The sequence below is a fragment of the Sphingomonas fucosidasi genome, from assembly GCF_036663855.1.
In the GTDB taxonomy this organism is placed as follows: Bacteria; Pseudomonadota; Alphaproteobacteria; order Sphingomonadales; family Sphingomonadaceae; genus Sphingomonas; species Sphingomonas faeni_B.
Window position 1 is genome coordinate 69283 of sequence record NZ_JAXOJR010000010.1, and the last position, 12863, is coordinate 82145.

Annotated in this window: 15 protein-coding genes; 4 read left to right on the forward strand and 11 right to left on the reverse strand. The window is 66.8% G+C overall.

Annotated elements, in window-relative coordinates; genetic code table 11:
- Positions 1 to 101: 101 nt before the first annotated feature.
- The 9 genes from U1737_RS16825 to U1737_RS16865 form a co-directional block, all read right to left on the reverse strand.
- Complete coding sequence (locus U1737_RS16825; protein ID WP_332797561.1) at positions 102 to 1001, reverse strand: SDR family NAD(P)-dependent oxidoreductase; 900 nt, start codon at positions 999 to 1001, stop codon at positions 102 to 104.
- 96 nt (positions 1002 to 1097) lie between these two features.
- Positions 1098 to 1436 (reverse strand): hypothetical protein, encoded by a 339-nt coding sequence (locus tag U1737_RS16830; RefSeq protein ID WP_332797562.1) that lies wholly within the window; start codon positions 1434 to 1436, stop codon positions 1098 to 1100.
- Positions 1437 to 1564: 128 nt separating this feature from the next.
- Positions 1565 to 2257 (reverse strand): phosphate regulon transcriptional regulator PhoB, encoded by a 693-nt coding sequence (phoB, locus tag U1737_RS16835; RefSeq protein ID WP_055873047.1) that lies wholly within the window; start codon positions 2255 to 2257, stop codon positions 1565 to 1567.
- Positions 2257 to 2946, reverse strand: coding sequence for a phosphate signaling complex protein PhoU (gene phoU, locus U1737_RS16840; protein ID WP_248522860.1), 690 nt, complete (start codon positions 2944 to 2946; stop codon positions 2257 to 2259). The genes phoB and phoU overlap by 1 nt, the downstream gene beginning before the upstream one ends.
- 14 nt (positions 2947 to 2960) lie before the next feature.
- Entirely contained in the window at positions 2961 to 3725 is a 765-nt protein-coding gene (gene pstB / locus U1737_RS16845) for a phosphate ABC transporter ATP-binding protein PstB (protein WP_248522861.1), read from the reverse strand.
- Positions 3725 to 4939 carry a phosphate ABC transporter permease PstA gene (gene pstA, locus U1737_RS16850; protein WP_432715074.1) on the reverse strand — a complete coding sequence of 405 codons (1215 nt, stop codon included), beginning with the start codon at positions 4937 to 4939 and terminating at the stop codon, positions 3725 to 3727. The genes pstB and pstA overlap by 1 nt, the downstream gene beginning before the upstream one ends.
- Positions 4940 to 5015: 76 nt before the next feature.
- Complete coding sequence (pstC, locus tag U1737_RS16855) at positions 5016 to 6392, reverse strand: phosphate ABC transporter permease subunit PstC (protein WP_248522863.1); 1377 nt, start codon at positions 6390 to 6392, stop codon at positions 5016 to 5018.
- Positions 6393 to 6666: 274 nt separating this feature from the next.
- Positions 6667 to 7695: a substrate-binding domain-containing protein gene (locus U1737_RS16860; protein ID WP_443027150.1), complete on the reverse strand. Its 1029-nt coding sequence runs from the start codon at positions 7693 to 7695 to the stop codon at positions 6667 to 6669.
- An 87-nt stretch (positions 7696 to 7782) separates the two neighbouring features.
- Positions 7783 to 9009: an ATP-binding protein gene (locus U1737_RS16865; RefSeq protein ID WP_332797564.1), complete on the reverse strand. Its 1227-nt coding sequence runs from the start codon at positions 9007 to 9009 to the stop codon at positions 7783 to 7785.
- Between the two features lie 231 nt (positions 9010 to 9240).
- On the opposite strand from U1737_RS16865, the gene U1737_RS16870 reads away from it, so the two are divergent.
- The 4 genes from U1737_RS16870 to U1737_RS16885 are packed head-to-tail and all read left to right on the forward strand — an operon-like array spanning position 9241 to position 11792.
- Positions 9241 to 9681, forward strand: a complete 441-nt coding sequence (locus U1737_RS16870; RefSeq protein ID WP_332797565.1) for a hypothetical protein — start codon at positions 9241 to 9243, stop codon at positions 9679 to 9681.
- A gap of 4 nt (positions 9682 to 9685) precedes the next feature.
- The gene (locus tag U1737_RS16875) at positions 9686 to 9961 is read left to right on the forward strand and encodes an HPr-rel-A system PqqD family peptide chaperone (RefSeq protein ID WP_332797566.1); all 276 of its coding nucleotides are present in this window, start codon (positions 9686 to 9688) and stop codon (positions 9959 to 9961) included.
- Positions 9958 to 10818, forward strand: coding sequence for an HprK-related kinase A (locus tag U1737_RS16880; protein WP_332797567.1), 861 nt, complete (start codon positions 9958 to 9960; stop codon positions 10816 to 10818). Before U1737_RS16875 ends, U1737_RS16880 begins: the two co-directional genes overlap by 4 nt.
- A complete protein-coding gene (locus U1737_RS16885; RefSeq protein WP_332797568.1) occupies positions 10803 to 11792 on the forward strand; it encodes a nucleotidyltransferase domain-containing protein in 990 nt (329 codons plus the stop codon). The genes U1737_RS16880 and U1737_RS16885 overlap by 16 nt, the downstream gene beginning before the upstream one ends.
- Here the strand turns inward: U1737_RS16885 and U1737_RS16890 are convergent.
- Both U1737_RS16890 and U1737_RS16895 read right to left on the reverse strand, forming a co-directional pair.
- On the reverse strand, positions 11789 to 12148 hold the full coding sequence (locus U1737_RS16890; RefSeq protein ID WP_248522869.1) for a VanZ family protein: 360 nt from the start codon (positions 12146 to 12148) through the stop codon (positions 11789 to 11791). The two genes, U1737_RS16885 and U1737_RS16890, sit on opposite strands and share 4 nt — an antisense overlap.
- Positions 12145 to 12813: an HAD family hydrolase gene (locus U1737_RS16895; protein ID WP_248522870.1), complete on the reverse strand. Its 669-nt coding sequence runs from the start codon at positions 12811 to 12813 to the stop codon at positions 12145 to 12147. Before U1737_RS16895 ends, U1737_RS16890 begins: the two co-directional genes overlap by 4 nt.
- Between the last annotated feature and the right edge of the window lie 50 nt (positions 12814 to 12863).

Sequence of the window (12863 nt, forward strand, 5' to 3'; positions counted from 1 at the left end):
TCGGCCGATCCCTTGGCGAGTCGTGAACCGCACGGGATCATTCACGTCCCCGAACCGAAGTCGGGACTCGCTAGGACTGCGCGTTCCCCGCCTTGCGGAGGTCATCGTCCCTGCAGCTTGCCCAGGATGGTCATCGACTGTTCGGAACCCGACTGCGGTACGATTTCGCCGGTACGATCGATGATCGCGTCCCAGTTCGCCGCGACACCCTCCACCGACAGGTCGTCGCCGGTCAGCAGCTTGCCCTGGGTCAGCGTCACGAACGCCGCCTGGAACACGCCGGCGCCTGCGCCGACGATCATGTTGGTCGGCGCGTCTTCGGACACGAGGAACACGGCCGCTGGCGCCACCTTGTCGGGGGAGAAGGCCTTGAACGCCTCTTCGGGGAAGATGTCCTGCGTCATCCGCGTGCCCGCGGTGGGGGCGATCGTGTTCACCTTGATGTTGGTCTTCGCGCCCTCGATCGCGAGCGTCTTGGTCAGCCCGGCCAGCCCGAGCTTGGCTGCACCGTAGTTCGCCTGGCCGAAATTGCCGTACAGGCCCGTCGACGACGCGGTCATCAGGATCCGGCCGTAATTCTGCGCCCGCATCGTGTCCCACACCGCCTTGGTGGCGTTCGCCGAGCCATTGAGGTGGACGTCGACGACGAACTTGAAGTCGGCGGGCTCCATCTTGGCGAAGCTCTTGTCGCGCAGCACGCCGGCGTTGTTGATCAGGATGTGGACGCCGCCCCATTTCTCGGACGCTCTGGCAACCATCTCGACCATCTGGTCGTAGTCGGTGACGCTGCCGCCGTTCGACATCGCCTCGCCGCCGGCCGCCTCGATTTCCTCGACGACCTTCAGTGCGGCATCCGAATGGCCGGTGCCGTCGCGCGACGCGCCGAGATCGTTGACGACCACCTTGGCGCCGCGGCGGGCGAGTTCGAGTGCGTATTCGCGACCGAGACCGCCGCCTGCGCCGGTGACGATCGCGACTCGATTTTCAAAGCTGATAGACATGGAAAAAGGCGCCCCTCTCTTATGATTGGAGCGCCTTTCCTAGAACGTAAAGCCGTCTACGCAAGCGGCAGGATCACTACCGCCTGCGCGAAGGGCTTACTTGCCGCCGCGGTTGCGGCAGCCGTCCTTGACCGTCTTCGAGCACACCGGATACTCGGCCGGTGCCGGCGTCGGCGGGGTCACGGTCGGCTGACCGAACGTCACGCCACCAGCGGGTCCGGGTGCTGCCATCGGTGCGGCTGGAGCGGCCATCGCGGGATCGGCCATCGCAGGATCGGCAGGGGCTGCCATCGCCGGATCGGCCGGGTCTGCAGGTGCCGACTGCATGGCGGGATCGGCCGGTGCGGTCTGCGCGGCGGGATCGGCCGGCGGGGTCGTCTGGGCGATCACGGGCGACGCGAGAAGAGCGGCGGCGGCGAGAAGAATGGTCTTCATACGAATCTCCTAAATGGGTGCACCATTTTGGTAGCGCGACGTCTGAACGCACTAAGTCGCGCATAGGTCCTTCGTTTCGCATCCGATTCCATTCGCCCCACCGCTAGACCCAGAGCGGGACAGTGTCCTTAGCCGCCCGTATCGAGCGAATAGCCGGCCGACCGGACGGTACGAATGATGTCCGGACGTTCGCCGACGTTGATGGCTTTCCGCAGCCGCCGGATGTGGACGTCGACCGTGCGGCTTTCGATATCACTGTCGTGACCCCACACGGCATCGAGCAGCCGTTCGCGCGAGAACACCCAGCCGGGATGCTCGAGAAAATGCTTCAACAGGCGGAACTCGGTCGGTCCGAGCGATACGACTTCGCCCGAGCGACGGACCTTGTGGCCGACGGTATCCATCTCGATGTCGGCATAGCTGAGTGCTTCGCCCGCGAGGGCAGGGCGGACTCGGCGCAACACCGCACCGACGCGGGCGACCAGCTCGCGCGGTGAGAACGGCTTGGTCACGTAATCGTCGGCGCCGGTCTCCAGCCCCCGCACACGATCCTCTTCCTCACCGCGCGCGGTGAGCATGATGATCGGCACGTTCTGCGTCTCGGGCGCGCGGCGCAGGCGACGGCAGACCTCGATCCCCGACAACCCCTCGACCATCCAGTCGAGCAGGACGATGTCGGGCACCTTCTCCTTGGCGAGCAGCAAGGCTTCCTCGCCATCGGGGGTATGCGCGATCTCGAAATCCTCGCGCTTGAAATGCCAGACCAGCAATTCGGCGAGGGCGGCATCGTCCTCGACCAGCAGCATTTTCGCGCGTGCCATTATGCCTGCTCCTGCTTGATGCCGCGTTCACGGTCGACCATCTGCGTACCGGTCGCGGCGAAATAGACCATCTCGGCGACGTTGGTGGCGTGGTCGCCGATCCGCTCGAGGTTCTTCGCGACGAACAGCAGATGCGCGACCTGGCTGATCGTCTTCGGATTCTCGACCATGTAGGTGACGAGCGTGCGAAAGATGCTGTCGTAGAAATCGTCGAGCGCGGCGTCGCTTTCGACCACCCGCACTGCCTCTTCCGCGTCGCGCGCGGCAAATGCGTCGAGCACGTCGTGGACCATCTCGCTCGCCATCCGGCCCATCGCGGGCAGAATCGAGATCGGCTCGATCCGGTGTTCGCTCTCGATCATCGGCACGCGCTTGGCGATGTTCTTGGCGTAATCGCCGATCCGCTCGACGACGCCGGCGATCTTCAGCGCAGCGACGACTTCGCGCAGGTCGACCGCCATCGGTGCGCGCAAGGCGATGATCCGGACCGCGAGGCGCTCGACCTCCGCCTCGATCACGTCGATCTGCTTGTCGGCGGCGCGGACCTGTTCGGCGAGCGCGATGTCGTTGCGTTGCAGCGCCAGCATCGCCTTGTCGATCGCGTCCTCGGCGAGCCCGCCCATCTGCGAGATCAACCCGCGGAGCTCGCCGATGTCGTTGTCGAAGGCCTTGACCGTATGCGTGTTCATGGTCGTTTCCCGACTCAGCCGTAACGGCCGGTGATGTAATCCTTGGTCCGCTCTTCGCGGGGATTGGTGAAGATGTCCGAGGTGTTGCCGTATTCGACCAGCGTGCCGAGGTGGAAGAACGCGGTCTTCTGGCTGACGCGCGCCGCCTGCTGCATGTTGTGCGTGACGATCACCATCGCGTAGCGGCCGCGCAGTTCGTGAATCAGTTCCTCGATCTTCGCGGTCGCGATCGGATCGAGTGCCGAGCACGGCTCGTCCATCAGGATGACCTCGGGATCGACCGCGATCGCGCGGGCGATGCAGAGCCGCTGTTGCTGGCCGCCCGACAAGGCCGTGCCGCTGTCCGAGAGGCGATCCTTGACCTCGTCCCACAAGCCGGCGCGGCGCAGCGACTTCTCGACGATCCGGTCGAGGTCCGCCTTCGCGCCGGCCAGACCGTGAATGCGTGGGCCATAGGCGACGTTCTCGTAGATCGATTTCGGGAACGGGTTCGGCTTCTGGAACACCATACCGACGCGGGCACGGAGCTGCACCACGTCCATGTCGGGCGAATAGATATCCTGACCATCGAGCTTGATCTCGCCGGTGACGCGGGCGCTGGCGACGGTGTCGTTCATGCGGTTGAGCGTGCGCAAGAAGGTCGACTTGCCGCAGCCCGACGGGCCGATGAACGCCACCACCTCGTCCTGGTCGACGTCGATCGAGACGTTGTCGATCGCCAGCTTGCTGCCGTACGCGACGGACACGTTGCGCGCGGTCATCTTGAGGTTCTTGGTCATCACCAGCGTGTCTCGAATCGGTTACGGAGGTAGATCGCGACGCCGTTCATCGCGAGCAGGAAGACGAGCAGGACGATGATCGCCGCCGACGTCTTCTCGACGAAGCCGCGGCTGACCTGATCGGACCAGAGGAAGATCTGGACGGGCAGCACGGTCGCGGGATCGTTCAGGCCCGACGGCGGCGCGGCGATAAAGGCGCGCATGCCGATCATCAGCAGCGGCGCGGTCTCGCCGAGCGCACGTGCCATGCCGATGATCGTGCCGGTGAGGATGCCGGGCAGCGCAAGCGGCAATACGTGGTGGAACACGACCTGCACCGGCGATGCGCCGACGCCGAGCGCGGCATCGCGGATCGACGGCGGGACGGCCTTGATCGCGTTGCGCCCCGCAATCACGATCACCGGCATCGTCATCAGCGCGAGCGTGAGCCCGCCGACGATCGGCGCGGATCGTGGCATCCCGAACGTGCCGAGGAAGACCGCGAGCCCGAGCAGCCCGAAGATGATCGAGGGGACCGCGGCGAGGTTGTTGATCGACACCTCGATCAGGTCGGTCCAGCGGTTCTTCGGCGCATATTCCTCGAGATACAGCGCCGACAGCACGCCGATCGGGAAGGCGAGCAGCAGCGTGACCGCCATCGTCAGCAAGGATCCCTTGAACGCGCCCCAGATACCGACGCGGGTGGCGTCGGTCGAATCGGCCGAGGTCAGAAAGCCGGTGTTGAACCCGCGCGACAGCACGCCGCGTGCGGTAAGGCGCGCATAGATCGCTTCGGCTTCGTTCGTGCCGACGCCCTTGGCGGCGACGTCGATCGGGCTCGACACGGGAACCTCGAACACGGCCCGGCGCTGGAGCAGCGACGGGTCCGCCTTGATCGCGTCGCGCACCACCGCCCAGGCGCCGTCGGACAACAGGTTCGCACCGTCCTTGCCGTAGGCGGTACTGGCGGCGGCGAGGACCGTGCCTTCGAGGCCGGCGCCGGCAAGCGCGAGATCGGCCCCGCGTCCGACCAAGCGCGACGGCGAGATCGGGAGCTTTGCGGCGGCGAGATCGACCGGCAGCGCAACGCGCGTCTCGACAAACCCGCTCGCGCCCTGGCTCAGCATCGAGACCAGCAGGAAGGCGAGGAAGGCGGCGGACATCCACACCGCGGCGAGCCCGGCGAAGCGGAAGCGACGCTCGGACGCGTAACGGCGGCGGATGCGCGACTGCATCGCCTGCGTCGTCCAGTCGGTCGGCACGCGACGCACCGGCTCCGCGCCGCTGGTCGGCAATGAGGGAACGAGCGTGTCAGTCATAGGCTTCGCGGTACCGTTTGACGACGCGGAGCGCGACGATGTTGAGGAGCAGCGTGACGACGAACAGCGTCAAGCCCAGAGCGAACGCGGCGAGCGTCTTGGGGCTGTCGAACTCCGCCTCGCCGGTCAGCAGGTCGACGATCTGCTTGGTGACGGTGGTGGTGCTGGCGAACGGGTTGAGCGTCAGCGTCGCGACTCCGCTTGCGGCCATGACGACGATCATCGTCTCGCCGATCGCGCGCGACACGGCCAGCAGCACGCCGCCGACGACACCGGGCAGGGCGGCCGGCAGCAGCACGCGGCGGATCGTCTCGGACGAGGTCGCGCCCATCGCGAGGCTGCCGTCGCGCATCGACGAGGGGACCGCGGCGATCGAATCGTCCGCCATCGACGAGACGAACGGGATGATCATGATGCCCATCACGAGCCCCGCGGCGAGCGCGCTCTCGGACGACGCCCAACTGATCCCGATCGACACGGCGAGATCGCGCACTGCCGGCGCGACGGTCAGCGCGGCGAAATAGCCGTAGACGACGGTCGGCACGCCCGCGAGCATCTCGAGGATCGGCTTCATCCACTTGCGCGTGGTCGGCTTTGCATATTGGGTGAGGTAGATCGCGCTCATCAGCCCGAACGGAATCGCGACGATCATCGCGATTACCGCGCCGATGAAGAACGTCCCCCAGAACAGCGGCACCGCGCCGAGCGACGCGCCCGGATCGCGCGCGTCGATCACCTGCGGGCTCCAATGCGTGCCGAACAGGAAGTCGGTGATCGGCACGACCGAAAAGAACCGCACCGATTCGTACAGCAGCGACGCGACGATGCCGACCGTGGTCAGGATCGCGATCAGCGACGCGCCGAGCAGCGCGAGCATGACGACCCGCTCGATCTGCGTCCGCGCGCCGAACCCGGGTTTGACGCGAGTGAACGCGAACGCGCCGCCGGCGAAGGCGAGCAGCAGCGCGAGTGCGGTGGCGATCCAGTCGTAGCGTGATTGCGCCGCGGCGTAGGAGGGCGCGAGCGTTTGCGCGAGGCCGTGGAAGGCTCCGAAGCTCTGCCCTTCGGCCAGGCTGCGCGCTTCGGACAGGATCGAGGCGCGGTCGAAGCCGGGTGGGGGAAGCTGGATCGCCGCCGGCGTTGCGAGGACCGCATCGGTGACGAGCGCGGGCGACGTCACCGACCAGATTACGAGGAAGACGAGCGGCGGGATCGCAGTCCACAGCGCGACGTACCAGCCGTGATGCGCGGGGAGCGAACTGAACCGTGCGGTGCTGCCCGCGCGGAAGCGGGTGGCGCGGACGCGTGCGGTGAGCCAGCCGATGAGGCCGAGGCCGGCGACGAGGAAGAGGAGCGCGATGGCGGACATTATAGTTCTCGCCCGTCCATAAGTACCACCCCGGCGGAGGCCGGGGCCCAATTGGCAAGGTCGAGGTAATGGCGCGTGGCATCAGCCAACGGGGCGTTGCCCAATTGGGCCCCGGCCTTCGCCGGGGTGGTGGTGAAATGCTCAGCCCGCATCGCCAAACGCCGGTTTCCCCGCGGACGCGGGGGGCCGGCTAAGTTCCGATATCGAGCTTGGCTCCTGGGTCCCCGCGTTCGCGGGGGAACCAGGACGGGCGTGCGGTTGGACGAAAAGCGCATCACGACAACACCGCCGGATCCAGCACCGTCTCGTTCGCGATGATCGCCGCCGAGCGCGCCTGCACGGCTGCCGGTGCCGCGATCAGTCCGCGCTTTACCAGCGGCCCCGTCACGCCCCAGTTTGCAGCGTACAGTTTCAGCAGGTTCCGCAGGCCCGGGATCGCGGTCAGATGCGCCTTCTTCACATAGATATACAACGGCCGGGACCCTGGATACGCATTGTCCGCGATCGACGCATAGGTCGGCGCGACGCCCGAGATCGACACGCCGTTCACGTCGTCTTTATTCTCTTCGAGATAGCTGTAGCCGAACACGCCGATCGCGTTCGGATTCGACTGGAGCTTCTGGACGATCAGATTGTCGTTCTCGCCCGCATCGACATACACGCCGTCCTCGCGAACCCGCGTGCAGAGCGCCTTGTGCGCATCCGGATCCGACTTCGCGAGCGGCTTGGCCGAAGGATCGCTCTCCTCGCAACCCTTGGTCAGGATCAGCTCGGCGAGCGCATCGCGCGTCCCGCTGGTCGCCGGCGGGCCGTAGACCTGGATCGGCACCGCGGGCAGTGCCGGGTTCACGTCGCGCCAGACACGCGCGGTGTTGGTCTTACCGCCCGGATTTGCCGCCAGCGCCTTATAGAGATCGGTCGGCGTCAATTGCATCTTGGGGCCGTTCTTCGCCTCGGCAAAGGCGATACCGTCGATCCCGACCTGGATTTCGAGGATGTCGCGGACGCCGTTCTCGACGCAGCTCTTGTATTCGCTCGCCTTCATCCGTCGCGAGGCATCCTCGATATCGGGATGCGCCGCGCCGATCCCGGCGCAGAACAGCTTCATCCCGGCGCCGGTGCCGGTCGATTCGATCACCGGTGCCTTCGCATCGGGATCGTTGGCGACGAGCTGTTCGGCGATCATCGTCGTGAACGGGTAGACTGTCGACGATCCGACCGCGGTGATCTGGTCGCGTGAGCCGGCACCGCCGCCGTTCGCCTGATCGACGCACGCCGCCAGCGCGCCCGACGCCACCACCATCAGTCCTGTAAGAGCAAGCCGCTGCACCCGAATTCCCGTCATCCACCGCCCATAGCGGCGCTAAGACGATCCTGTGTGACAGTTGAGTTACCCTTTTATGACACCGCCTTGTGACGCGAATCCGCTCGGCGGCAGAAGGACCGAAACCGTCGTGCCGACGCCGACCTGGCTGGCGATGTCGAGCCGTCCGCGATGGCGCTCGACGATATGCTTGACGATCGCGAGCCCGAGCCCGGTGCCGCCGAGCGAGCGGCTGCGGCCCGCATCGGCGCGATAGAATCGCTCGGTCAACCGCGGGATGTGCACCGCGGCGATCCCGTCTCCCTCGTCGCGGATCGACAGGCGGATCATGTTCAGATCGTCGCGCTTCAGGTCGATCGACACCGGCGTGCCCGCGCGACCGTATTTCATCGCGTTGCCGATCAGGTTGTGCAGCATCTGCGATAATTGCGCGCGGTCGCCGGATACGGGCGCAAGCCGCGGGTCGAGCGTCGCGACCAGATCGAGGCCGCGGTCGCCCGCCGCATCGGCCACCTCCGCACAGACGTCCGCCACCAATTGGGCCAGATCGACCGCACTGTCGGGCAGGCGGAACTTCTCCGCCTCGATCCGGCTCAGCGAGATCAGATCCTCGACCAGCCGCTGCATCCGCCGCGCCTCGTCGTCCATCACCTTCAGGAAGCGCGCGCGGACCTCGGCATCCTCGCCCGCCTCCTCGCGCAGCGTCTCGATGAAGCCGAGGATCGAGGCGAGCGGCGTGCGCAGTTCGTGGCTGGCGTTGGCGACGAAATCGATCCGCATCCGCTCGGCGGCGTAATTGCCGGTCTGGTCGACGAGGTGGACGATCCGCTGGCCGTCCGACGCCTCGCCGAGCCGCATCTCCCAGCGCTGGTCGCGCGTGCCGAGCCCGACCAGCTCGATCGGCCGCTCGCCATCGATCGGTCCCGGCGTGCCGAGTCGCTCGGCGGCCGCGGGATGGCGGATCGCGACGCGGGCGTCCTCGCCGAGGATATGCGTGCCGAGCAACGTCCGTGCGGCGCGGTTGGCGAGCGTGACCCGCCCGTCCTGGACCAGCATGACGGGAGCGACGATCGCATCGAGCACATCGTCGAGCATGGAGGATGTCGCGGTGGTCGTATCGGTCGGGGCAGGGGTCTCGTCGCCGGTTCCCGCCGCGACCAGCGCCGCCGCAATCCCGCCGACCAGCGCGACGATCGCGCCCTGCACGTCGCGCGTGATAACGAACACCGCCACCGCCGCGACGACGACGACGACGATCGCCCAAAACGTACGCAGGCCAAATCCGGAAAGCATTGCGGTCTCCTGGGACGGAATCGGCGCCCACCCCCTGCGCCATACAGCGGCGCGCCGCAAACCGGTATGCCGTCGTGAATGAGGATGCTCGGCGCTACCGGCGCGATACGTAATCGGATACCGGGCCAGCCTGCCGGATCGTCCTACTCCGGTACGCTCCCGCAAGCTTTGATGCGGCGATATTGTCAGCGCTTCAGGATTGTGAAAGGGCTGTCGTCTAGTAGGGGCATCATGGACGACACGCGACTAACCCAGGGGCTGCCTGACAAGGACCCCGATGCAAGCGTAGGCGCCGATGCGGGTGTACCGACGCGTCGACGCGTGCTGGCTCTGGGTGCGGTGACGGCGGGGGCGGTCGTCTCGATCCGTCCTGCGCTAGCCCAGACCGCCGGCTCGGTATTGAACTGCGAGATTCCGGTCCCCGATCCAGGTCGGGCGGGCAGCTATATCGATGCGGATGGCAAGGTCGTGCCGGCGCGGACCCGGGGTGCATTTCCGCCGTCATCACGTCCGTTCAAGGGCGAGGACGTCAAGCGCGCCATGGCGAACGGCAGCACGTTGCCCGGCACCGAATCCGAGCGCAGTCGTGCCTATGTCAAATACATCCGCCGGTTGCAGCGCGGCCAGGGCGGCTTCACCTGCTTCGCATCGTTGCAAATGCCGCGCGGCTGAGGCCGTGCCCGAGCCGATCTTTCGAGCGGCGCCCGACGGCAGCCTGCTGATCGCTCCGCTCGACGCGTTCACCGCAGCCTATCACCGCGCATCGGGGATAACCCACCTGCTGGCCGAACCCGCACCGCAGATTCTGGCGGTGCTGGGAGAGGGAGCATCGTCGTTGGATGCGTTGCTGGCGCGGCTCGGCCGGGACTATGATCTCGATGAGGGCACCGGCGAAGCGCTGGCGGCTCGGCTCGACGAACTGGTCGATGCGGGGCTCGTCGAGCGCGCATGAAGTACGCTTTCTCCGTTCGCATCGGCCCGGTCGGCTTTCGCATCGGCTCCGACTGGCGCGCGCCGATTGCCGCGCTCGAGACCCTCTACCGCGATTACCCCCAGCCGCATGACGGCATACCCGACTTCACCGTGCGGCTGTTCGCACGACGGCCATGGCGGCGGTTTATCCGTCCCTCCGTGGAGATCGGCGGCGACTATATGCTGCCCGAGGCGGCGCCTTTGCCGTTGCGGCAAGGGCTGCTCGCCGCCGAGATGGCGATGAACCTGCAAATGGCGCTCGGCGCGCGGCGCTATCTGTTGCTGCATGCGTCCGCGGTCGAGCGCGATGGACGGGCGCTGTTGATGACCGGGATTTCCGGGGCGGGCAAGTCGACGCTGGCGACCTTGCTCGCGGCGAAGGGCTGGCGGTTCATGGGCGACGAGTTCGCGTTGCTCGATCCCGCGACCGGGCTGATCCACGCCTTTCCACGGTTGATCAGCCTGAAGAACGACGCCATTGCCGCGGCCGAGGCGGCATGGCCGGATGCGCGGATGGGGCCGCTGCTTCCGGCAACGCCGAAGGGCGACATTCGCCACATGGTGCCCGATGCGCGGGCGATCGCGCTGATGGATATGCCAGCCACGCCCGCGCTGCTGCTGTTTCCGCGCTATGGGTTCGAAGCGGAGACGCGACCGGTGCCGCCCGCCGAAGCGTTCGTGCGGATGACGCAGGCTTCGACCAATTACGTGGCGCTAGGCGAGGCCGGGTTTCACGCGCTGACGGGGCTGATCGCGGACGTCCCCTCGGTCGCGGTCGACTATCCGGATGGGGCAAGTGCGATCGACCAGGTCGAGGCGTTATGGTCGGCGCTGTGAACGATGCTCGGCTACTCGCGCGCGCGCTCGCCGATCCGGGCAGCGTGGTCGGGCTCGATGCCGCCGGTTGGACGGCGTTGCTGGCCATGGCGCGGGCGGAGCAGTTGATCGGTACGCTTGCCCTGCGCATCGACGGCTTGCCGATGCCGGATGCGGCGAAAGCGATCCTCGCGGATGCGCGCGCCGCCGCGGAGCACGGCCGCCGCGCGGCGTTGTGGGAGGCGGAGATGGCGCGGCGGGCATTGGCCGCGATCGGATGTCAGCCCGTGCTGCTCAAGGGCACCGCGTTCGTCGCGGCGGGACTGTCGGCGGGGCAGGGGCGGTCGATCGGCGATCTGGACATATTGGTGCCGCGCGCAGCGATCGACGCGGTCGAGGCGGCATTGCTCGCGGCGGGCTGGGAGTGGGTGAAGCCGGACCCGTATGACGACGCCTATTACCGGCGCTGGATGCACGAACTCCCGCCGTTGATCCACCGCGAGCGCGACCGGATGATCGATGTCCATCATACGATCCTGCCGCTGACCACCCGGGTCACGCCCGATGCGGGGGCGTTGATCGACGACAGCGTGGCGCTCGAGAGCGGCCTGCGAACGCTCTCCCCCAACGGCATGCTGGTCCATGCGGCGGCCCACCTGTTCGCCGACGGCGACCTTGCCGGCGGCCTCCGCAACCTGTGGGATATCCGCTGCCTGATCGACGAGTTCGGTACCGACGGGCTCGATGCCGAGGCGCAGCGACACGGTCTGTCGCGCGAAATGGCCCGGTCGCTACGCCTGGTCGACACGCTGTTCGGCGACCGCAAGGCAAGCGGCACCGATCGTCTCTACATCCGCCGTATCACCGCGCGCGATGGCTGGGGCAGGCCGATCCGGCCGGTCACGCGGCTGGCATTCTACGTCCGCTCGCACTGGCTGCGGATGCCGCCGGCGATGCTCGCACGGCACCTCTGGACGAAGTGGCGCAAGTCCTAGGGCAGTCGCGCGCCCCGACCGCGCCGGACGATCCAGACGATCAGCAAAACGATCGTTATCGCCACCGTATCGGCGATCCAGTCGCGGATGTCGCAATCGCGGTGGAGCGACGGGATCGACTGCAGCACCTCGATCAGCGCGCCGAGGAACGAGAGTCGCTCGCCGATCCGGAACAGCCGCGCGGTCGGATAGGACAGCGCGGCCAGCAGCGCCAACGTCGCGAACGCGAGCATATGCTCGAACTTGTCGCCGAACTGATCGATCGGCACATGCGGCGGCTTCGGCAGCAGCGCCATCGTCACGGCGAATACCACGGCCAGCACCAGCGCGACCCGCGTAAGGACGGTCCGGTTCATGCGCCGACCCTTTCGAGCGTCGGGATCAATTCGCCGAAATTGTCGATCACCGCATCCGCGCCCAATTCCCCGACGGGCTGCATCAGGAAGCCGAAGCTGCATGCGATCGTCGGAACGCCCGCCGCCTGCCCCGCCTGGATGTCGAAGATCGAATCGCCGACGAACGCAGCACGTCCCCCGCCGCACTGCCGTATCATCTCGTGGATCGGCATCGGCGACGGCTTCGATTCCGCCATCGTATCGCCACCCAGAATGCATGCGAACCGGTCGGTCAGGTTCAACGCGGCCAGCACGGTCCGCGCGAACCGCTCGATCTTGTTGGTGACGATGCCAAGCGTCACACCGCGCGCTGCCAGCGCGTCCAGCGCGTCGATCACCCCCGGATACGGCGTGGTCAGCACGCAGATATTCGCTTCGTAATAGGCGAGCAGCGTGGCGTGGAGTTCGTCCAGCATGGCCTCTTCATACCCGCCGGTCGCGGTCAGGCCTTGCTTCAGCATATGCCGCGCACCACCGCCGATCATCGGCTTGACCTGCTCGACGGTCAGCGGCGACCGACCGGCCGACGTCAGCGCATGGTTGACCGCCGCCGCGAGGTCGCCACTGGTGTCGAGCAACGTCCCGTCGAGGTCGAAACCCACGGTTTCAAATAAAAAATGCGTCATTGCGGCAGGGCCTGCCAGCCACGGTATAGAATTGGCAAGGCTTTCGTGGC